The organism is Nocardia wallacei (assembly GCF_014466955.1).
GTDB classification, from domain to species: domain Bacteria; phylum Actinomycetota; class Actinomycetes; order Mycobacteriales; family Mycobacteriaceae; genus Nocardia; species Nocardia wallacei.
On sequence record NZ_AP023396.1, the window covers coordinates 2,183,081 to 2,201,809 of the forward strand.

At 64.0% G+C, this 18,729-nt stretch carries 20 protein-coding genes; 13 read left to right on the forward strand and 7 right to left on the reverse strand.

Annotated features, from left to right (window positions below; translation table 11 throughout):
- Nucleotides 1-84: 84 nt before the first annotated feature.
- Entirely contained in the window at nucleotides 85-1,086 is a 1,002-nt protein-coding gene (gene ilvC / locus NWFMUON74_RS09850) for a ketol-acid reductoisomerase (protein ID WP_187689046.1), read from the forward strand.
- A 69-nt stretch (nucleotides 1,087-1,155) separates the two neighbouring features.
- Here ilvC and NWFMUON74_RS09855 read toward each other — a convergent pair whose 3' ends face one another.
- A complete protein-coding gene (locus NWFMUON74_RS09855) occupies nucleotides 1,156-1,680 on the reverse strand; it encodes an SMI1/KNR4 family protein (protein ID WP_187689047.1) in 525 nt (174 codons plus the stop codon).
- A 201-nt stretch (nucleotides 1,681-1,881) separates the two neighbouring features.
- Between NWFMUON74_RS09855 and NWFMUON74_RS09860 the strand changes: the two genes are divergently transcribed.
- Nucleotides 1,882-2,922, forward strand: a complete 1,041-nt coding sequence (locus tag NWFMUON74_RS09860) for an acyl-CoA thioesterase (RefSeq protein ID WP_232110937.1) — start codon at nucleotides 1,882-1,884, stop codon at nucleotides 2,920-2,922.
- 20 nt (nucleotides 2,923-2,942) lie between these two features.
- On the opposite strand, the gene NWFMUON74_RS09865 is transcribed toward NWFMUON74_RS09860, so the two are convergent.
- Nucleotides 2,943-3,584, reverse strand: coding sequence for a TetR/AcrR family transcriptional regulator (locus NWFMUON74_RS09865; protein ID WP_187687525.1), 642 nt, complete (start codon nucleotides 3,582-3,584; stop codon nucleotides 2,943-2,945).
- A 130-nt stretch (nucleotides 3,585-3,714) separates the two neighbouring features.
- On the opposite strand from NWFMUON74_RS09865, the gene NWFMUON74_RS09870 reads away from it, so the two are divergent.
- Nucleotides 3,715-4,719: an oxygenase MpaB family protein gene (locus NWFMUON74_RS09870; RefSeq protein ID WP_187687526.1), complete on the forward strand. Its 1,005-nt coding sequence runs from the start codon at nucleotides 3,715-3,717 to the stop codon at nucleotides 4,717-4,719.
- A 45-nt stretch (nucleotides 4,720-4,764) separates the two neighbouring features.
- On the opposite strand, the gene NWFMUON74_RS09875 is transcribed toward NWFMUON74_RS09870, so the two are convergent.
- Together NWFMUON74_RS09875 and NWFMUON74_RS09880 are read right to left on the reverse strand one after the other, a co-directional pair.
- Nucleotides 4,765-5,001 (reverse strand): hypothetical protein, encoded by a 237-nt coding sequence (locus NWFMUON74_RS09875; protein WP_187687527.1) that lies wholly within the window; start codon nucleotides 4,999-5,001, stop codon nucleotides 4,765-4,767.
- Nucleotides 5,002-5,200: 199 nt separating this feature from the next.
- Nucleotides 5,201-5,617: a PPOX class F420-dependent oxidoreductase gene (locus tag NWFMUON74_RS09880; protein WP_187687528.1), complete on the reverse strand. Its 417-nt coding sequence runs from the start codon at nucleotides 5,615-5,617 to the stop codon at nucleotides 5,201-5,203.
- 580 nt (nucleotides 5,618-6,197) lie between these two features.
- Here NWFMUON74_RS09880 and NWFMUON74_RS09885 point away from each other — a divergent pair.
- Nucleotides 6,198-6,416, forward strand: coding sequence for a hypothetical protein (locus NWFMUON74_RS09885; RefSeq protein WP_187687529.1), 219 nt, complete (start codon nucleotides 6,198-6,200; stop codon nucleotides 6,414-6,416).
- On the opposite strand, the gene NWFMUON74_RS09890 is transcribed toward NWFMUON74_RS09885, so the two are convergent.
- A complete protein-coding gene (locus NWFMUON74_RS09890; protein ID WP_187687530.1) occupies nucleotides 6,401-7,588 on the reverse strand; it encodes a DNA cytosine methyltransferase in 1,188 nt (395 codons plus the stop codon). The genes NWFMUON74_RS09885 and NWFMUON74_RS09890 overlap by 16 nt on opposite strands.
- Nucleotides 7,589-7,947: 359 nt before the next feature.
- Here NWFMUON74_RS09890 and NWFMUON74_RS09895 point away from each other — a divergent pair, with 359 nt between their 5' ends.
- Both NWFMUON74_RS09895 and NWFMUON74_RS09900 read left to right on the forward strand, forming a co-directional pair.
- The gene (locus tag NWFMUON74_RS09895; protein WP_269475346.1) at nucleotides 7,948-8,388 is read left to right on the forward strand and encodes a very short patch repair endonuclease; all 441 of its coding nucleotides are present in this window, start codon (nucleotides 7,948-7,950) and stop codon (nucleotides 8,386-8,388) included.
- A gap of 48 nt (nucleotides 8,389-8,436) precedes the next feature.
- A complete protein-coding gene (locus tag NWFMUON74_RS09900; RefSeq protein WP_187687532.1) occupies nucleotides 8,437-9,213 on the forward strand; it encodes an NgoMIV family type II restriction endonuclease in 777 nt (258 codons plus the stop codon).
- Between the two features lie 48 nt (nucleotides 9,214-9,261).
- Here the strand turns inward: NWFMUON74_RS09900 and NWFMUON74_RS09905 are convergent, their stop codons facing one another.
- Nucleotides 9,262-10,095, reverse strand: a complete 834-nt coding sequence (locus NWFMUON74_RS09905) for a hypothetical protein (RefSeq protein ID WP_187687533.1) — start codon at nucleotides 10,093-10,095, stop codon at nucleotides 9,262-9,264.
- Between the two features lie 387 nt (nucleotides 10,096-10,482).
- On the opposite strand from NWFMUON74_RS09905, the gene NWFMUON74_RS09910 reads away from it, so the two are divergent.
- The 3 genes from NWFMUON74_RS09910 (at nucleotide 10,483) to NWFMUON74_RS09920 (ending at nucleotide 14,464) form a co-directional block, all read left to right on the forward strand.
- Entirely contained in the window at nucleotides 10,483-11,118 is a 636-nt protein-coding gene (locus NWFMUON74_RS09910) for a hypothetical protein (protein WP_197986995.1), read from the forward strand.
- A 74-nt stretch (nucleotides 11,119-11,192) separates the two neighbouring features.
- Nucleotides 11,193-12,626: a ParB N-terminal domain-containing protein gene (locus NWFMUON74_RS09915; RefSeq protein WP_187687535.1), complete on the forward strand. Its 1,434-nt coding sequence runs from the start codon at nucleotides 11,193-11,195 to the stop codon at nucleotides 12,624-12,626.
- A complete protein-coding gene (locus tag NWFMUON74_RS09920) occupies nucleotides 12,623-14,464 on the forward strand; it encodes a DEAD/DEAH box helicase (protein ID WP_187687536.1) in 1,842 nt (613 codons plus the stop codon). The genes NWFMUON74_RS09915 and NWFMUON74_RS09920 overlap by 4 nt, the downstream gene beginning before the upstream one ends.
- Before the next feature lie 139 nt (nucleotides 14,465-14,603).
- Here NWFMUON74_RS09920 and NWFMUON74_RS09925 read toward each other — a convergent pair whose 3' ends face one another.
- The gene (locus NWFMUON74_RS09925) at nucleotides 14,604-14,948 is read right to left on the reverse strand and encodes a VOC family protein (RefSeq protein ID WP_187687537.1); all 345 of its coding nucleotides are present in this window, start codon (nucleotides 14,946-14,948) and stop codon (nucleotides 14,604-14,606) included.
- 283 nt (nucleotides 14,949-15,231) lie between these two features.
- Here NWFMUON74_RS09925 and NWFMUON74_RS09930 point away from each other — a divergent pair, with 283 nt between their 5' ends.
- The 4 genes from NWFMUON74_RS09930 (at nucleotide 15,232) to NWFMUON74_RS09945 (ending at nucleotide 18,714) form a co-directional block, all read left to right on the forward strand.
- Nucleotides 15,232-16,443: a DUF418 domain-containing protein gene (locus tag NWFMUON74_RS09930; RefSeq protein ID WP_187687538.1), complete on the forward strand. Its 1,212-nt coding sequence runs from the start codon at nucleotides 15,232-15,234 to the stop codon at nucleotides 16,441-16,443.
- 50 nt (nucleotides 16,444-16,493) lie between these two features.
- Nucleotides 16,494-16,886 carry a MerR family transcriptional regulator gene (locus tag NWFMUON74_RS09935; protein ID WP_187687539.1) on the forward strand — a complete coding sequence of 131 codons (393 nt, stop codon included), beginning with the start codon at nucleotides 16,494-16,496 and terminating at the stop codon, nucleotides 16,884-16,886.
- A complete protein-coding gene (locus NWFMUON74_RS09940; protein ID WP_187687540.1) occupies nucleotides 16,883-17,746 on the forward strand; it encodes a TIGR03619 family F420-dependent LLM class oxidoreductase in 864 nt (287 codons plus the stop codon). Before NWFMUON74_RS09935 ends, NWFMUON74_RS09940 begins: the two co-directional genes overlap by 4 nt.
- A gap of 206 nt (nucleotides 17,747-17,952) precedes the next feature.
- Nucleotides 17,953-18,714, forward strand: a complete 762-nt coding sequence (locus tag NWFMUON74_RS09945; protein ID WP_187687541.1) for a bestrophin-like domain — start codon at nucleotides 17,953-17,955, stop codon at nucleotides 18,712-18,714.
- The last annotated feature ends 15 nt before the right edge of the window (nucleotides 18,715-18,729 follow it).

Below are 18,729 nucleotides of genomic sequence, written 5' to 3' on the forward strand. Positions count from 1 at the left end.
CGAACTTTGATACCGCGCGCCCGCCGGCGCGCTGACCGAATGCTTATAGAGATTCCAGAAGGGATATAACCAGTGGCTGTCGAGATGTTCTACGACGACGATGCCGACCTGTCGATCATCCAGGGTCGCAAGGTCGCCGTCATCGGTTACGGCTCCCAGGGCCACGCGCACTCGCTGAGCCTGCGCGACTCGGGTGTCGAGGTGCGCATCGGCCTCAAGGAGGGCTCGAAGTCGCGGGAGAAGGCCGAGGAGGCCGGGTTGACCGTCGGTACGCCCGCCGAGGTCGCGGAGTGGGCCGACGTCATCATGGTGCTCGCCCCCGACACCGCCCAGGCCGGCATCTTCAAGGAGGAGATCGAGCCGAATCTGAAGGACGGCGACGCGCTGTTCTTCGGCCACGGCCTGAACATCCACTTCGGCCTGATCAAGGCGCCGGGCAACGTCACCGTCGGCATGGTCGCGCCGAAGGGCCCGGGCCACCTGGTCCGCCGTCAGTTCGTCGACGGCAAGGGCGTGCCCGCGCTGATCGCCATCGACCAGGACCCGAAGGGCGAGGGCCAGGCGCTGGCGCTGTCCTACGCCAAGGGCATCGGCGGCACCCGCGCCGGGGTCATCAAGACCACCTTCAAGGAAGAGACCGAGACCGACCTGTTCGGTGAGCAGGCCGTGCTGTGCGGTGGCACCGAGGAGCTGGTGAAGACCGGTTTCGAGGTCATGGTCGAGGCCGGTTACGCGCCGGAGATGGCCTACTTCGAGGTGCTGCACGAGCTGAAGCTGATCGTCGACCTGATGTACGAGGGCGGCATCGCCCGCATGAACTACTCGGTCTCCGACACCGCCGAGTTCGGTGGCTACCTGTCGGGCCCGCGAGTCATCGACGCCGGCGCCAAGGAGCGCATGAAGGAGATCCTGCGCGACATCCAGGACGGCACCTTCGTCAAGCGCCTGGTCGCCAACGTCGAGGGCGGCAACAAGGAACTGGAGTCGCTGCGCAAGCAGAACGCCGAGCACCCCATCGAGGTCACCGGCGCCAAGCTCCGCGGCCTGATGAGCTGGGTCGACCGGCCCATCACCGAAACCGCCTGAGCTACAGCGCTTTCGGGGCCCCCGCCGGGATGGCGGGGGCCTCTTGCGTTCGGGCTGCGCGTTCCCGGACTACCGGGTGTGGACCTGTTGGACGTGGTGGACGGGGAGGGGGAAGTGCTTGTCGGAGAGCAGGACCGAGCGCAGGTCGCCGGTGAGGGCGGAGGCGAGGAACTGGGTGCAGGTGTGGGGAACGTGTTCCCAGAGGGGGCCGCGGCCCTCGTTGATCAGGACGGTCCAGTCGTCGGGCTGCCGGCCGGGGCGGACGAGCCAGTAGAGCATCTCACCGTTGTCGGTGGTGGCCCAGGGGATGATCCGGGCGCCCGCTTCCTCGAGTTCGGCCGGTTTGGGCTCGAACTCCCACAGGTCGTTCAGCTCCTCGGTCTGCCAGTCCTTCCACTCGAACAGGTCGTAGCTCGCGTCGGGGCAGCCGGGCGCCATGACGCGGAGGTAGTTCTCCCAGTGGCTACCGCCGTAGGTGTCGACGAACTCCTTGTAGTCGGTGGGCAGCCGGAATCCGAGCGTTCGTTCCACGTTGTCCCAGTTGGTATCTGGCGCGGGGGCGGGCGGAGGGACGATTTGCCGGAGTTGATCCATGGACGCGGTCACCGGTCGATTCTCCAGCAAAACCAGCGCTCGCTCGGCAAAACGTGGGAAGGATCGCTCGACTTTCGGACGGCCGCGCCCGCCGCTACCGGGAAGCCCGGCTACTCGCCCGTAAACCGCCGCGGTGTCTATGGTGCTTCGCGACAACGGAGTCAGAGAACCGAACTCTGCCCGAACGGATAGTGACACCCCTTGCCCTCAGCACAACTCGCGCCCACCGTTCCCAGCCCGGCCTCGGCCGGCCGGCGGTCGGAGGCGATTCACCGGTTCCTCGTCAAACCCGCCGACGCGGGCATTCTCGGCTCCGTCGACGGCGGGCGATTGCTCGAATGGATCGACAAGGTCGCCTACGCCGCGGCGGCCCAGTGGAGCGGCCGCTATTGCGTGACAGCGTATGTCGGCAACATCCACCTCGACCGCCCGATCGTGCCCGGCGAGCTGGTCGAGCTGCACGCCAAGCTCGTTCACACGGGCCACACCAGCATGCATATCCTGGTGACCGTCTACTCGACCGATCCCACGCGGGTGAAGCCGGTACAGACCTCGCAGTGCCTGACGATCTTCGTCGCGGTGGACGACGACAAGCGTCCCGCCCAAGTGCCGCAATGGGATCCGGCGACCATCCTCGAGCTGGAGCGTCACCGGCAAGCCCGCGCGCGGATCTCGGTACGCAAGCAGATCGAGCAGGCCATGGCCACCCAGCAGTACACGGCGGCGGGCACCGCGCCCAGCGCCACACTGCGTTTCCTCGCCGCGCCCTCCGACATCAACTGGGGCGGAAAGGTGCACGGCGGCCGCACCATGGGCTGGATCGACGAGGCGGCGTGCGTGTGCGGCGCGGATTGGTCCGGGCGGCACGTCATTACCTCCTATTTCGGCGGAATCCGGTTCTATCGGCCCATTCTCATCGGTCACGTGGTCGAGATCACCGCGCGGCTCATCCACACCGGGCCGCGCAGCATGCACATGAGCGTCCACGTGACGGCGACCGAAACCCATTCCGACGTACCGGAACTCGCCGCGCACGGGCTGGCGGTCGTCGTCGCCGTGGACGAGCACGGCAAGGCGCGGCCGGTGAGACGGTGGCAGCCGGTGTCGGAGGAGGACCGGTCGCTCGATGCGCACGCCCGGCAGCTGATCGAATTGCGTTCTCTGGTCGAGCCTTTCACCCTCGCGGCCGCGGTTCCCGCGGACGCGGAGCCGAGTCACTTCCGGATTCCTGCCGCGAAGTAGGTTGTGGCGCGGTCGAAGCGCTACCCCGAGGCGCGCTGTACGCCTCGGGGTTTCGTGACACCGGCGGTCAGGAGGTCGGCGATCACGTCTACGAGATGGTCGCGGTCGGTGTGGAATTCGCCGCGCAGCCAGGCGCCGACGAGTTCCAACGTCCCGCTGACCAGGACGTAGGCGTTGAGGTCGATGTCGCGGGGGTCCGGGGCAGGTGCGAGGAGCAATTCCCGGGCGACCGCCGCCATGGCGTCCGCGATGGCGTGCTGGGTGTGCACCCGCGCCCGCTGCAGCACCTCGGTGCTGTTGGCGAGCAGCAGCGCGTTGCGGCGCGGGTCGGCGGCCAGAAAATCCAGCGAGGATTCGGCGGCCGCGCGGATCTGCACGTCGATGTCCGGTCCGGCGGCGAGCGTGGCGGCGATGACGGCCTGGATTCCTCGCGACGTGACGTCCTCGGCGAGCGCCTCGAGTAGCGTGTCCCGGTCGGCGAAGTGCTCGTAGAAGTAACGGTCGTTCAGCCGGGCGCGAGCGCAGACGGCCCGTTTGGTGACCGCGCCCGCGCCGCCCTCGGCCAGCAGATCCAGGGCTGCGTCCAGGAGAGCGGCGCGGCGGCGCTCACGGCGTTCCGGCGCGCCGACGCCGCCGTAGGTCCGAGGGGTCTCGTCACTCATGATCTTGACCATCTCACATTTCTGGTGCACTCTGACACCAGAAATTTTTGGTGCCGCTGTGCACCAGAATAGCCGGATGCGGCGCCCGCAGCCCCGAGCAGCGCGGATGCTGGAACAAGGGAGTTCTCCGATGACTTGCCCCGTCACCCATCAGCAGCCGTCCGCCACGTCGCAGGACCAGACGCCGGCGGTGGTGAAACGGTTCGAGCGCGTGGGCGGCTCGGTGTTTCTGCGCTTGTTCGGCATCGGCCTGTACGACCAGACGATGCTGCCGCCGATCTCGGCCGCCCTCGAGCACACCGGCCGGGTGCGCTACGAGCCGTGGGGTCGCGCGATCCGCACGACCGCGTCGGATCAGATGGTGTTCCACGGCGAGGAGGCCGACCGGCTCGCCGAATCCGAGCGGCTGTTGCGGCTGCACCGCGACGTCAAGGGTATCGGTCCTGATGGTGAGCGGTACTCGGCGCTGCATCCGGAGACCTGGAACTGGGTCCTGTATTCGTCGTTCTTCGTGCAGCGCACCGCATTTCTCGCCGTCACCGGCGAACGACTGTCGGCCACGGACGACCAGGCGATCTGGGATCACTTCCGCGCCAAGGTATCCGGGCTGGAACTGCCGGGCCGCTCGCGTCTGCTCGAGGACTATCGCGACGTGGTCGCCCACTACGACCGCATGGTCGAGGAAAAGCTCACCACCACCGCGACATTGGCGGCGGCAGTCGGTGCGGTCCGCCGCGCGCCCCGCCCCGACTTCCTTCCCCCGGCCGCCGAGCCGCTCTGGCGCCTCGGCGCTCCGGCGATTCGTCACGTGATCACGATCCTCGGCTGCGGCGGCATGCATCCCGGCGTCCGCGCACGCATGCCGATCACCTGGACTCGCCGCCACGAGCGGGAGTACCAGGCGATGACCGCGGTGCTCCAGCTGGCCTACCGCTGGTTGCCGGCCACGGTTACGGACACCCCGCTGGTCCGCAACCGCCGGCGCTACGAGAAGCTCATCGCGAAATACCGGGGGATGGGTTTGGAATCGTTCGTCCCCGCGCCGGGCCGTGGCGACTCGTTCGCGCGGGCCGCCGATTCGAACAACGCTTCCGCGCCGGACGAGTCCGCCGAACGCATCGACCCGGCCCGGTAGCCGCACCGCACGACGGCGTGCGGTACCGGGCCGCGGCACCGTGAATCAGCTGCTGCCGAGCCACCCCGGCGGCACGGCCTGCCGCCACCCGTTACCCGGGTGATTGCGACGACGGTCGCGATCCCAATCGTCCCAGTGATCATGGCGGTCCCACGGGTTGTCCCACAGCCCCGGCCGATCCCACGGATGGTGCCCGTGCCCGCCGTGAACCTCGGTAACCCCCGGCCCGGCACCCGCATCGGCCTGCGCCGGAATCGTCACAACAGCCAGCGGAGCAGCCACAACGGCTCCCGCCACAGCCACCCGCGCCACAGTGCGCCTGGTTATCGATAACAACATGCATCCTTCCAACTCAACTGCCGTGCCAGCAGTCTCACCCATCTCGATGGGAACGTCACGGGGGCTAGCACCAGTACGGGGGACAAATCCGTCCCCGGGCTGATCCGACCTCAGGGTCTACCCTGACCCCGTCTCGCACCACTCACGGCACATCCCGCGCCCCGCCATCCGGATTCGCAGGATCGATGTGCCAACTGTGAATCCGCCGCGGACGGATCCGAATCACCTCATCGCAGAACCACTCCGGATTCACCGGAATCTCCTCGACCCGCACAATCTCCGCAATCCCCCGAACCTCCACCCCCCGCCCCCACCCAGGCTTCACTTCCCCCGGCTCATCGGGAGTCATGTCATCCACCACAAAACTCACATTCGGGTTCTTCCGGATGTTGCGGTAGCGCTGGGCATTGGGATTGGGACCCCCGATGTCGATCGTCCCGTCGGGGTTGAGGCGGAAGCCGACGGGGACCTGATGGGGGTGGGAGGCGGGGGTGACGGTGGCCAGGCGGCCGAGGCGCTGGGATCGGAGGTAGGCAAGTTCGGCTTCGGTGAAGGACATGACCATGACACTAGGACCTCAACAGGGGTTGAGATCAACGCTCGCTATCATGCAGCTGGGGTGCGGTGATAGCGTGCGCGCAGCGACTGATTTCCTCATCTGTAGGTAGCTCGACCGATCATATTTGGTCGGTTTCGCCATTTGTAATGTGACGAAGCGGAAGCGATTCCGGTCTCCGAGAATCTGTTCCGCGCGGTGCTTACGTCCGTGGTCTTCTCTTCGGTAGCGTGGGTTCTTGATATAGATTTCCAGGACTGTGTTGCCGCTCCACATGTCTGTACGGAACAGTGCATCGGCTAGCGGGTGAGCTAATGCGTCGATTCCCATCTGACGTAAGCCGTACCGATTCGCCATCGGAGAGCGCTGCGAACGGCTGTGGTGGCTGCCTTCCTTGTGTATTTCTTGTATCTGATCAGGCGGTCCTCTGCCTTGTGTCGGATGTCCCACACGGGCTCTTTAAGCCACCTTTTCGGGACGGCTCCTCACTCCATTCATCCCTGAACTCTTGATAGCTATATACCTTGCCCAGGTCCTCCGCGCAAAAATGAAACAAGTGTGAGAACGCAAAATCAGGACGCCAGTGCCGGATGATCTGAACGGTTTCCTCAAAGCTCTCGTGAAGGTCGCCGAGCGGGTGCTCGGTATCGAGTTTTCGGATTTCTTCCGGATCGATCTCGAAAATTGCCGAACTCTGGTGACCGAGAACATTTTCAGACTAGGGCAGAACACCGACACGGTCTCTGTCGCCGACCGTGACCGGTCGTGTTGGCGACGAAGTCTTGGTCACCTCTTCGCCTGATCGCGTTTCTGCGCCTTCTGCAGCACATCCAGGATGGACTCGCCTACGGCCTTGGCTACCGGCGGCGGAAAGGCATTGCCTACCTGGCGGTACTGCGCCGTCTTGCCACCTGAAAACTCCCATTCGTCCGGAAACCCCTGGATGATCGCCGCCTGCCGAACGGTGAGCATCGGGCCGTCCGGACCGAAGAGGTCTCGCTCCTCGGTGCGCTTCTCGAGGCACGTTTCGATATCGTTGGCAACGCCCATGCCGGAGACCCCGAGTTGCTTCCACGACGCCTTCGCCCGGCTCGGCCCAAGGTCCGCGCCCCCGTGTTTCTTCGATCCCCCGACGAGTGTGGGTGCGATGCCCCCGCCCTTGCCCTTGAGTTCAGCATCGCGTCGGCGCGCCGTCTTGCGCCATCTTTCGTAGGCCCTGCGCGCTTTCTCGGCGTGAATGCCGTCGAAATATCGCTCATACCTCTCGCGCATCGAACTGTCGAGGCTTTCTGCGACGCTGACCGGGTCTTCGTGCGTCTGGGTAGGCCATTTATAGGCCAGTTTTCCGATGACGTCATTGCGGAAAGCGACGAGAACCGCGCGCGGTCGCAATTGCGGTACACCAAAATCGCTGGCCTCTAGGATGCCCCACTTGCCAATAGTGTACCCGAGGCCGGGTTCTTTCACTTTTTCGTCATCGTCATCGATATAGGTCCCACCCTCCAGCCTTGCCTGGATCCAGTCGCGATAACCCGAGAACTTCGGGTCCATGATGCCGCGGACATTTTCGATCAGGACGGCGCGTGGCTTGAGAATGTCGACCAATTCCAGCATGCGCGGAAAGAGATCGCGTTCATCATGTTTGCCCAGCTGCTTGCCTGCATGGGAGAACGGTGGGCAGGGTACGCCGCCGGCAAGAAGATCCAAGCCGTGCTGGCTCAAAATATCAGCGCTCTTGCGCAAGTCGTCGTCCGGGTGGAACTTCTTGACATCGATGGAAAGGATGTCGCAGTGCTCCCGCTCCCACGCCCAAACTTCGTGGTCTTCGATATTGAGTTTGAGAGTCTCGACGGCGTGCTCGTCGATCTCGATCAAGGCCAGATGGCGAAACCCCGCCTGGTGCAGGCCTACTGCCTGCCCGCCGGCTCCGGCACAAATTTCGATAGACGTGAATCCCTGTTCCAACGGCAACATTCCGGTGGTGTCATGCTGCTTAGGCCGACGAGGCCTGCTGGTTCGGCGCTGGGGGGCAGTCGATCGGCGTTGGGTTCTGCTTTTCTTTTGCGGTAGTGTCTCCCGGGCATTGTGCCCGACCGCTTCGAACAGTGGCTCAGTCGCTGCGGGGATAGATGTCGCCGGCACTCGCTCACCGTCTGTGTCTGCGTCGATGAAGCAAAGGTCGGTCACACTGATGCCTTTCGATGCGGAGGCCGGGGTGGGGCGGACGTGTGTGCGGGAGTATCTTTCCGCACGACATTCGCCCGCCTCGAACTGGGACCGCTGTGACTGGAAGCCGATCGGAAGAAGCCAGGAGAAAGGCCCACGAGCAGGGCCTGTACCCCGCACCTCTCAATGAGGGGCGTTCCCGGAACATGCGAGCCAACCGCCGATCCGATACCAAGCCTGAGGTTGCACTGCGAAGCGCGCTTCATCGGCTGGGGTACAGGTACCGCAAGGACTTCCGGCTCGACCTCGGCTCGATCAAGGTCCGGCCCGACATCGTGTTCACGGCCCGCAAGGTGGCTGTCTTCGTGGACGGTTGTTTCTGGCATATGTGTCCCGAGCACGGTCGTGAGCCGACGACCAACGAATGGTATTGGGCCCCAAAGCTTCGGCGGAACATCGAGCGAGATCGAGCTGCGGACGCGGCTCTGGCCGCTGCCGGATGGCAGGTGGTTCGGCTGTGGGAGCACGAGAGCCTGGACCGTTCCGTCGCCACCGTCACCAGAGCTTTGGAGAGCGGACCCGAACATGTGAGCGATCATATGGGATAGATCGGGAGATGGCGGAGAGACTCTCCGGACGCGGTAGATTACCCGGCTATGGGCGCGATGTTCCGGACCGACTTGCTGGGCTGGAAGCCGAGCAAGAAGAACAAACTCGGCTGGAGCTGGGTCCCGAACTCGGCTGACACCGACAGCGTGTCCAGCCTGCGGCTGGCGGCGCACGTCCTGGAGCGGATCAATGAACCAAACCCGAACTCGACTGGGGTGAAACCCATTGTGCCGCCGGATAATCCAGGCGGATTGCTTGAGACGCAGGTGCTGGCGGATCTGGACACCCAGCTTCGTGTCCTGGATCCACGCCGGGAGTGGTGTTTCGCCCGCGGCCGAGGCATCGACGAGTACGCGCAATACCAGCATCTAGCGGGTGTGGAGGCCGCAATCGCCAAGAATCCGAATCTTCGAGTGACCCTCGGCACCGACTACCTGATCAAGCCAGATGTGCTGGTCGGGATACTCGGAACGCCTACCAGCACAAATCACCCTTGGCTGCACGCTGCAATCGCGTGCAAGTGGACGATCAGGTCGGACCGTGTGCAGAACATCCGTCACGAAAACGGCAACATGATCAGGCACAGACGGGGCCGCCTGCCGCACTTGGTGACGGTTACGGCCGAACCGCTGCCGACGCGGCTGGCTTCGATCGCACGCGGTACGGGCGAGGTCGATGCGACCTACCACATTGCCTACGACGAACTGGCCGAAGCTGTTGCTACACACGGGAGCCTGGAACAGCGGGATGCGTGGGAAGAAGTGACCAAGCAGGGGCGGCTACTCGACTACAAGGACTTGGCAAGGTCGCTGGTGGACTGGTAGACGCTGGAAACCGCCGCCACATCGGGATGGCGGTGGCCGTGGGTCAGCTCACGACATCGCTGTAGATTCAGAGCTGGCAATCGCGTGGGCGAGTAGGGCAGTAGCATCATCCACCCTGCTCTGTCCTAGTAACGCATGCGCGATCTGCATCGCCTCGCGACTGCCCGAGGCGCGTTGTTCAGGTCGGCCGCCGGCGTAGCTGATGATCGTGTCGCTCGCTTCGGACAGGTGCAAATCACGGCAGGTGCCGATAGCATCGGCGGTCTCCGCCGGATCAGCCTGGGTGCCGACATGACGGATCAGTCCGTTGGCGTGCTCAAGATTGCCGGCGGCGAAGTACTCGATCAGGCTTGCAGCGGGCGGCCACACCAAGTCGGTCCTTTTGTCGTTGTGCCGGTCCCCTCGCTGGTGGGGGACCGGCACAACGGCGGAGGCGATCGCGGACCGGATTTCAGCCGGCTTGGCCATCGCCCGCGCCCCGCGTTCCGGCCTAGTACCGCCGCATGCCGGGCATATTGTCGGCAACTGGTGGTTCTCATCAGCAACCGAGCCGCTCCTGGTGGACTGGTTGGCGAGTGCCCGTCGGCGCCCGTTGAGCTCGTTCCAACCTTCCTCGGTCCCATCGTCCCCGTACGCGAGTTCGTACAGCGCTTTGAGCTGCGCTTCTCCTGGCGGCCGCTTACGTATGCCGTGGACCAGGTCCCACAGGGCTGTCTTGCTGAAGTACCTTCTCTCCTTCAGTTGCTTTTCCTCGTCTGAGCTGAGCGGTCGTTCGTTCGCAAGTTTCCGCAGCGCTTCGCACCTCTCCTGCGACTTCTCCTCGAGCTTCGCCGCGACGCAGGCTAGTGAGGAGAGGCCGGTTCGCTGGATAAGCTCGCGCACCGCGTATCCAAGCTCGCGCTGTGCGGTTGGTGCGGTTCTGATCCGGTCCTCGTGAAAATCTCCAGGTCTTCCCAAACTCGTTCGCCTCCAGTCGAAGTCGTTGACACACGCCCTACGATTCTGCCTGCTCCTGGACGGGTTGCGTGGACGATCCTGTCCTGGATTCGTCCTGAATCTCGCGTGGGGACAAGTTCCAGGAACCAGGACACGCTGACCGAAAACCAGGACGCGATTTGCCTTTCCAAACTGTTGCCGCTCGTGTTCTCTGGTAACCAGCTTGGTGGGCGGGCAGGCGTGCACAGGTGGCTTGGCTGTCGCTTCGGCGAGAATGGGAAGGTAGATTTCTGAATGACTATTCCGTCATGGACCGATTCGAAACTCGGCACTATGAAGCGCGTAGCGCTCTGGCTTTTGGAAGTGGTTGGCGAGGGTGAGTCGTTCACCAAGACTCAGCTGCGCGAGGCGTTTCCCGAGACGTCTCAGATCGATCGCCGCATGCGCGATTTGCGTGATTTCGGCTGGCGCATCGACACCAGCCGCGAAGATCCCACGCTCGGGTCACACGAGCACCGATTCGTCAGCTGGGGCGAGGCGGTGTGGGAGCCTGGCAAGGGGACGCGGAAGGTCGGTGCGACGGTGACAGCCGCTGAACGGCATGAGGTGTTGATGCGAGACGGCCACAAGTGTCGATCGTGTGGGATCGGCCCGGGCGAGAAGTACGTCGGCACGTACATCACTTCGCAGCTTGATGTCGCACGACGTTCCGTTCGAATGCCCAACGGAGAGACGGAGATGCAGTTGGTGATCGAGTGTAACCGCTGCCGTATCGGCGGGCGGGAGCTAACTGCCGACGTCGGCGATGTTCTGGCCCGCATCGAGCGTTTGCCTGTCTATGAGCGAATGATGCTGGCTGCCTGGGTTGATCAGGATGCCAGGGGGTTTAGTGAGGCAGAGGATCTGTGGGCCGCCTATCGGACCCTGCCAGCTGACTCCAGAGAAGTCGTCCGAGCGGCCTTGAGATAGTCGGCTGGAAAGTCTCCGTCGCCGGCCGGGGGCCGACCGCATTTCTGCACAGCCTATTTAGGAGAATTTCCATCATGTTCACTGACTACGGGCTTCCCCCGAACGCTGCGGCTACCCGTTCGATGGTCGAGCAACGGCTACAGGAGCAGCGCGCGGGTGCGGGGGTACCTGAGACCTTGACGGTGGAGTGGCGTGGTGGGCCGCTTCACATCGAGGTAATCGACATGCCGCTCGATGTTCTGTCTTATAACCCTGGGACGCATCGGATCCGCGCGCAGCGCAGTCTCGATCCAGTTCGTGACGCAGCACTGACAGCGGACCCTTGGAGTCCGGAAAGCCAAGACTACCTACGGCATTTGCTGACGATACGGCCCTCGGAGCCTGATCATCGCGATCCGGCCTTCGATGATTTGAAGAAGAGCCTCGAAGAGCACAAACAGATCGAACCCGGCCTGATCACGCGTGATGGAATCCTCGTCAACGGCAACACCCGTTGTGCCGCTCTTCGAGAACTCAACAACATCTCGAGTATCCGTGTGGGAGTGCTGCCGGCGTCCTGTACCTGGGATGACATCAACGACGTCGAGCTGTCTCTTCAGCTCCGGCCTGACGAGCGACGTAACTACTCGTACATCAACCATCTGCTCGCGATCGAGGAACAGAATATTCAACTCAATCGCGATTTGTCGGTGATCGCCAAGGCGTTCCATACCACAGTGAAGGCCTGCGAGCGCGATCTCTGGATTCTGGCTCAGTTGCGGGATTTGATCCAGCGCAGCACCACTGCCGACGGTCAGGCGCTGCGGCTCATGGATCTGGAGCGCTCGAAGGAGAAGCTCCTCGAACTCTACCGCGCCTACATCAAGGAAAGCGGCAAGAGCAAAGAACGAGCCGAGGTGTTGAAGGAGGCTCGGCTCGCGGCGATCGTGCTCGACTACTCGAAGACAGACATTCGCTGGATCGAGCCAGATTTCCAGAGTCGATATCTGGACAAGGCTTTGCCCGATGAGTTCAAAGTGGCTGCAACCGATGCCCCGCCTGCCGTCGAGATTCCTGGATTGGGTCGGTCCGTGAAGCCGACTGGAGCGAATGTCGTTGCCGCGCGTGCGATGACCGACAGGTTACTCCAGGCGAAGGCTGTCGAAGCGGCCGGCGAGGCAGTTGCGCCTGCTGTGCTGGCGGTTGCTTCCAAGGTCGTCGAGGCGTACAACCGCGCATTCGAAGAGGCCATTGAATCAGCCGGCCGGGACGGCCGGTTGCGGAAGAAGCGACTCGCTGCGCCGGACCGGATCAATGATGCGTGCAAAGACCTCGAGCAGTCGATCACCGACTTGGTTATGTCCAGGGGAAACTCGAGTCTGGACGAGGATGCATTCGACGACGCTATAGATCGGCTTCGTCTTGTCTTGGACAACCTCGCGCTCGAGGCGCAACGCACTATCGCATTGCCAGGAGACGGTCTTGCCTGGCTGATCGCTGCTGTGAATGTGAAGGCACCCGAGCTGTGACTCGACCTGCAGATGCGCCATCGCTGCGATTGGCCTTCGACGTAACGCGCACCCGTGTGGAGCTGCGGACGCTGCCGGCATTCCAGCACGATTTTGCTCAGCTGACGGCGCGGATATCGACGAGCGGTCGTCGCGGCGCGCTATCCGCGGAGGTTGATCTCGACGATTTCCTGGTGAATCTGTCCGAGCTGGCCACTTGGCCAGAACTCGATGTCGAATGGGATGCGGACCTCAGAGAGCTTGTCAGTGGTGTTCTCGATGATGCCGACGCGATGCAGCGCAGCCTGGAGCAGGGGCCGTCAGCACGCGCGATCGATACAGTCCGGCCCGACGAAGTCTTGGGTTTGCTGGGTACGGACTGGGTTGCGGACCTCACAGCCTTCCAGCAACGCGATATCGCGCACCTGCTTTCTCTGCGCCACGGGGCCAACTTCAGCGTGCCTGGCGCGGGTAAGACTCGGGTGGCCCTTGCGGTCTATGCGGCGATGCGTGAACGCGGAAAGGCCCTGCGGCTCTTGGTAGTAGGGCCAAAATCGGCATATGAGTCGTGGGAGTACGAGAGCTCGATCTGTTTCAGGGAACCTCTGCGCACCGCAGTGGCTGGGCGAACAACTGATCCTCTCGCAGAACTGCGCGTCGTGAATTACGAGCGACTGGGCCGCTCGCTGCCCGGCATGGCTGCATGGCTGCGAACAGGGCCGTCGATGATCGTGCTGGACGAGGCCCATCGGATGAAGCTCGGGGCCAGAGGTACTTACGGGTCATCGTGCCTGGCGCTGGGGCCCCTGGCGGATAGGCGGTTGATTCTCACTGGTACACCGGCTCCCAATGGAGCAAAGGACCTGGAGAGCCTTCTATCGTTCGTGTGGCCGGGTCACGGAAAGCGGGTGGTGACAGAGGCTGTCGGTGGCGGAGATCTGGCCTACGCCAGTTCGGTGCTGCGGCCGTTGTTTACCAGAACGACCAAGCATGAACTGGGTCTGCCACCATTCGAGCCGAAGATCCACTACCTGGACATGCCGCCTGTTCACCGGGAGGTCTACGAGGCGCTCAAAGGCAACTTTTCTGCCCGGGCCGAGGGGTCGCGGTCGGGTATAGAGGCATTGGGCCGGGCCATGCTTCGGCTGCTGATGGCAGCAACTTGCCCGACCTTGCTGCTGGAGGGCGCAAGTCGATACGAACCGCTGGAATATCAAATCCCCGCGCTGGTTCCATCGCCTGGTGACTCGTTATTCGAGCTCCTCCAAAAGCTTCCGAGTGTCGAGCTGTCACCCAAGTATCAAGAGACACTGAAGATTATCGCCGACAACGTTGCGCGAGGACGCAAAACGCTGGTGTGGACCACTTTCGTTCGTAGTGTCACTACATTGGAGAAGCTTCTCGGTAGCTATAATCCGGCCACAATTCATGGAGGAACTCCCGATCGTGATGAGCAGCTGCGCCGTTTTCGCCAGGATCCTGCTTGTCATGTCCTGATATCCAATCCGGCCACGCTCGGCGAAGGTATCAGCCTTCATCATGAATGCCACGATGCGGTGTATGTGGATCGGGACTTCATGGCTGGCCGTTTTCTTCAGAGTCTAGACCGTATTCATCGACTCGGCCTGGCGCCCGATACCGAGACGAGGGTCACTGTGCTGGCAACTCGCGGTACTGTCGACGAAATCGTGGAACTTCGGCTTGCGGAGAAACTCGAGTTCATGGGCCGTATCCTGGACGATCCCGCAGTCCAGCAACTTGCCGATCTGCAGGAAGAACCGGCAGTCGGTGCGGGGATGGACGCTGCCGACGTTCGTGCGCTTCTGAGGCATCTCGATAACGCGCCCCGGACGAGCTAGGGGTGGCCTGTGCCAGGTGGCGTACCGCGTGGCCGAAGTGGATCACCTTGGCAGAGCGTTTCGGGGTACGCCGATCTGGGAGAGGAAAAGGGACCGCCGTTCCGGCGGTCCCATCCGAGGAAGTACGGCGTATCGGGGTTCAGTTCTGGGCCAGGCCGATGATGTTGCCCTGGGGGTCGGCGATGATTGCTACCTGTTTGCCGCCGCCTACGTCGTGGGGCTCTTCGGTTACCTTGGCGCCTGCCTCGACCAGGGCTTTGACCTGGGCGTTGATGTCGTCGACGGTCCAGAAGGGGGTGGCGCCGGTCATGCCTCGCTGCCGGCCGTTGGGGACCAGGCCGACTGCTATGCCGTCGGGGGTCTCGAAGTGGACGTAGTAGGGCTGGTCGACGGCGGGGTCGGTGCCTAGTAGGGCGGTGAACTGGGCTTTGGCTGACTCGATGTCGGTTACCGGGTAGAGGATCGCGTCGAGTTTCTTCGCCATCGGAGGGGGTCCTTTCGCTGTGGGGACTTCGTTGATTCCCACGCTATGCTGCGGCATTGCCGAGGGCTTCTCGATTCCTGACCGATCGCTCGGGTCCGAGTGTCAGGTGTCGTCCGGCAGATGACAGCGGCCGGAGGTCCCCTGCCGGTGCGAAGCAGGGGAGTGGAACGAGGTCAATACTGCGGAGGTCTCATCCCCGTGCTGCCCGCGGAGGATTCGATGAGCCAGGTAATCGGCACAGTGGGCGACGCGAAGGTGCGGTCGCGCGGCATAGCGTGAGTGGATGTCAGGTTCGATCGAGTCGACGCGCACCGCGGTGGGACGGCGGATCGCCGAGGTCGACATGCTGCGCGGGTTCGCGCTGTTCGGCATCCTGGTCACCAATGTCGTGGTGGTGACCTCGCTGCTGAATCTCACCGGGCCACGCGATGATCCGAGCCCGCGCTTCGACGGCGGCCTGGACACCTTCTCCACGGGTGTGGTGGACGGGCTGTTCCTCGGGCGGTTCTACCTGCTGTTCGCCTTCCTGTTCGGCTACTCGTTCACACTGCAGATCGCGGCGGCCGAGCGTGCGGGGGTGTCGCCGCGGGCTCGGCTGCTCCGGCGCTGCGCCGGGCTGTTCGCGATCGGACTCGCGCATGTGCTGTTGCTGTGGATCGGCGATATTCTCACGTTGTACGCGGTCTTGTGCCTGGCTCTGATCCTGCTGCGCAAGCTCCGCCCGCGTACGGCTGTCATCACCGGCGTGATCCTCTACTGTCTGTTCGCGCTGCCGGCGCTACTGCTGCCCGGATCCGACACCGGCGGCGGGCAGATCGCCGACTTGGCCCAGGTCTTCGACCTGCAGCGCCTCTCCGACGGATTCACCGGCAGCTTCACCGACACGCTCCGGACGCAGCTGTTCTTCGGACCGCTGTTCCTGTTGTTCACCTGGATCGGCCAGGGCATACCCAGCCTGGCGATGTTCCTGATCGGCATGGCGGCGGGCAAACGCCGGGTCTTCGAAGACGGCGAGCTGATCCGCCGCTGGACTCCGCGCACGCTGTGGGCGGGATTCGGTGTGGGACTGCCGATTTCCGCTGTTACCTGTGCCGACGGTGCCGGGTGGGTGCACATGCCCGCCTTCTGGTTCGGTGTGCAGGAACTGGTGAATCCGCTGATGACCTTCGCGTATATGGCGCTGGTACTCCGGCTCGCCCGTTCGCGGTGGGCGTCGCCGGTCGCGCGGCTGGCGCCCGCCGGGCACATGGCCGCGACCAACTACATAGGCCAGTCCGTGGTGTTCATGCTCGTCTACACCGGCTACGGGTTGGCGCTGGCCGATGACATCCCGCCGCCCGTGGTGATCGGCATCGCGGTGATCACGTTCGCGGCGCAACTGTGGTTCAGCGCCCGGTGGTTACGCAACCACGCCTACGGCCCGGTGGAGTGGGTGCTGCGCGCGGTGACCTATCGCACCCGGCCGCAGTGGCGCGCCACGCACAGCTTGCCTTGACATCAACGTCAACGTTTAGCGTCATGGCAGCGGTAGAGCGAGGAGGTTGCATGTTGATCGGAGAACTGGCCGATCGCGCCGGGACCAGTACGCGGGCGTTGCGGTACTACGAACAGCAGGGCCTGGTGCGGCCCGCGCGGTCGAGCAGTGGGTATCGCGTGTACGACGAGCAGGAATTGCAGGTCGTGCGCAAGATTCGGGCGCTGCTCGAGCTGGGGTTCGACCTGGCCGATACCCGCCCGTTCGTCACCTGCCTGCGCGCGGGGTATCGCAGCGGTGACGAGTGCCCGGACTCCGTGGAATCGTTGCGCCGCAAGCTGAGTGAGGTCGACGAGGCCATGGGCAGGCTCGCCGAGGTCCGGGAACGCCTGCGCGAACAGCTGGCCGAGCCACTGTGTGAATTCACGTATCCGGCGGAGCCGACAGGAGGAGAGCGGCCGTGAAGTTCGCGATCAGTTACAGCACGGCCTTCAACGGCACCGATCCCGATCGGCTGGTGGCCTTCGCCCAGCATGCCGAGCGCTGCGGTTTCGAGGCGCTGTATGTGCAGGACCATATCGCGCTGTATCCGGGTGCGGCGTACGGTGCGGGGGAGTTGCCTCCGACGCTGCCGTACTTCGATCCGCTGGACTGCCTGAGTTTCGTCGCCGCGGCGACGCAGCGGTTGCTGCTCGGCACCGGGGTGTTGCTGCTGCCGTATCGGCATCCCGTCGTGCTGGCGAAACGCCTTGCGACAGTGGACGTTCTGTCCAAGGGTCGAATGCGGCTGCTGACGGTCGGGCTCGGCACGCTGCCGGGGGAGGCGAAGGCGACGGGTGTGGACTTCGCGAGCCGGGGCCGTCGTGCGGACGAGGCCATCGATGTGCTGCGGCTGCTGTGGTCCGGCGGCCCGGAGGGGGTCGACTACCGCGGCGAGTTCTTCGCCTTCGACAAGCTGTGCAGCTTTCCGAAACCGGTTGGGGTGCGCGAACTGCCGATTCATGTCGGTGGATCGAGTCGCGCGGCCGCCCGGCGCGTCGGCCTGCGGGGTGACGGGTACTTCGCCGGTGGCATGTTGACCGAGCACGAACGGGATCATCAGATGTCGTTGGCGCGCAAGGCAGCTGCCGATGCCGGTCGCGATCCCGCGGCCCTGGAGTACACGCGCTGGGGGTCCGGCGACATGTCCGCCGAGCGGGTACAGGAACTCGCCGAGCATGGGGTGGATCGTGTTGTGGTGAACTTCGCGGGCGCCGACGCTGCAGGGCAGCTCGACCAGATGGCTGAATTCGCAGCGAGATTCGGCCTCGCCACGAGCAACTGACCTACAAGGATATCCGCTGCCGCGCCCGGTGTGAAGCCCTTCCGCCGAGCCGGTCCCGCAGCTCCCGGCCGGATGAATCCGGGATCGTGTCGCGCCCATTCGGCCCGCCTGCTGCGACGAATACCCTTCGACCGCAGTTACTTTCGTCGGACCGGGCCTGTCCCGGTTGTGTCGGCGTGCCCGGATGTGGTGTGTGAAGGGGGAGCATGGTTCCCGAGCTGATCGTCGCTGTATTGGCCGCGATCGCGGCTGTGCTGGTGTTCATCGCCGGCGCGCGGCTGCGGCCTACATCGTGGCAGGAGACCGAGGAGCACGCGGCGGGGGAGCTGGTGCTCGATGTGGTGAAGAATTTCTTCGTCGCGGTGGTCGCTTTCGTGGTGGTGCTGTGCTGGCAGCAGTACGACAATGCGCAGACCCACACGGTGGCCGAGGCGAAGGCCCTGGTCGAGACCTATTGGGCCGCACACCAGATGCCGGAGCCGGACCACCAGCGCATCCAGAGCCAGGTGCGCGAATACACCGAGCAGGTCGCCGGGCCGGAGTGGTCGATCATGGCCCACGAGGGGCGGCTCAGCTCGGACGCCCAGCGGACACTCGATTCCCTGCGTGACTCGGTGCACGCGATGCAACCCGCCGATCCCGAGGTCGAGGACCTGCGCTCCAAGGTGCTCGACAGCCTCGACGACGTGGCGGACGCGCGGCACGAACGGGAGGTCGATGTGCGGCGCAGTGTCCCCGGTTTCCTGTTCCTCGCACTGGTTTTCGGCGCGATCCTGATGCTGGTGATTCCGGTGCTGTCCGGTGTCAAGCCGACCATCAGCAGCGTGCTGATGATCGCGCTGCTCGGTGTGGTGGTGGGACTGATCCTGCTCGAAATCCGAAACCTCGACCGCCCCTTCTCCGGAGCGACCATCGTCCCGCGCGACGCCTACGAACTGGCACTGGCCCGCTACCAACACGTCGACTGACGCCGAATGCGAGGT

What these genes read in the sequence shown, in the direction of transcription:
- ilvC (WP_187689046.1), top strand. Translation starts at nt 85, where the DNA reads ATGTTCTACGACGACGATGCCGACCTGTCGATCATCCAGGGTCGCAAG.
- NWFMUON74_RS09855 (WP_187689047.1), bottom strand. Translation starts at nt 1,680, where the DNA reads ATGGATCAACTCCGGCAAATCGTCCCTCCGCCCGCCCCCGCGCCAGAT.
- NWFMUON74_RS09865 (WP_187687525.1), bottom strand. Translation starts at nt 3,584, where the DNA reads ATGAGTGACGAGACCCCTCGGACCTACGGCGGCGTCGGCGCGCCGGAA.
- NWFMUON74_RS09870 (WP_187687526.1), top strand. Translation starts at nt 3,715, where the DNA reads ATGACTTGCCCCGTCACCCATCAGCAGCCGTCCGCCACGTCGCAGGAC.
- NWFMUON74_RS09880 (WP_187687528.1), bottom strand. Translation starts at nt 5,617, where the DNA reads ATGTCCTTCACCGAAGCCGAACTTGCCTACCTCCGATCCCAGCGCCTC.
- NWFMUON74_RS09890 (WP_187687530.1), bottom strand. Translation starts at nt 7,588, where the DNA reads ATGTTGCCGTTGGAACAGGGATTCACGTCTATCGAAATTTGTGCCGGA.
- NWFMUON74_RS09900 (WP_187687532.1), top strand. Translation starts at nt 8,437, where the DNA reads ATGGGCGCGATGTTCCGGACCGACTTGCTGGGCTGGAAGCCGAGCAAG.
- NWFMUON74_RS09910 (WP_197986995.1), top strand. Translation starts at nt 10,483, where the DNA reads ATGAAGCGCGTAGCGCTCTGGCTTTTGGAAGTGGTTGGCGAGGGTGAG.
- NWFMUON74_RS09915 (WP_187687535.1), top strand. Translation starts at nt 11,193, where the DNA reads ATGTTCACTGACTACGGGCTTCCCCCGAACGCTGCGGCTACCCGTTCG.
- NWFMUON74_RS09925 (WP_187687537.1), bottom strand. Translation starts at nt 14,948, where the DNA reads ATGGCGAAGAAACTCGACGCGATCCTCTACCCGGTAACCGACATCGAG.
- NWFMUON74_RS09930 (WP_187687538.1), top strand. Translation starts at nt 15,232, where the DNA reads ATGTCAGGTTCGATCGAGTCGACGCGCACCGCGGTGGGACGGCGGATC.
- NWFMUON74_RS09935 (WP_187687539.1), top strand. Translation starts at nt 16,494, where the DNA reads ATGTTGATCGGAGAACTGGCCGATCGCGCCGGGACCAGTACGCGGGCG.
- NWFMUON74_RS09945 (WP_187687541.1), top strand. Translation starts at nt 17,953, where the DNA reads ATGGTTCCCGAGCTGATCGTCGCTGTATTGGCCGCGATCGCGGCTGTG.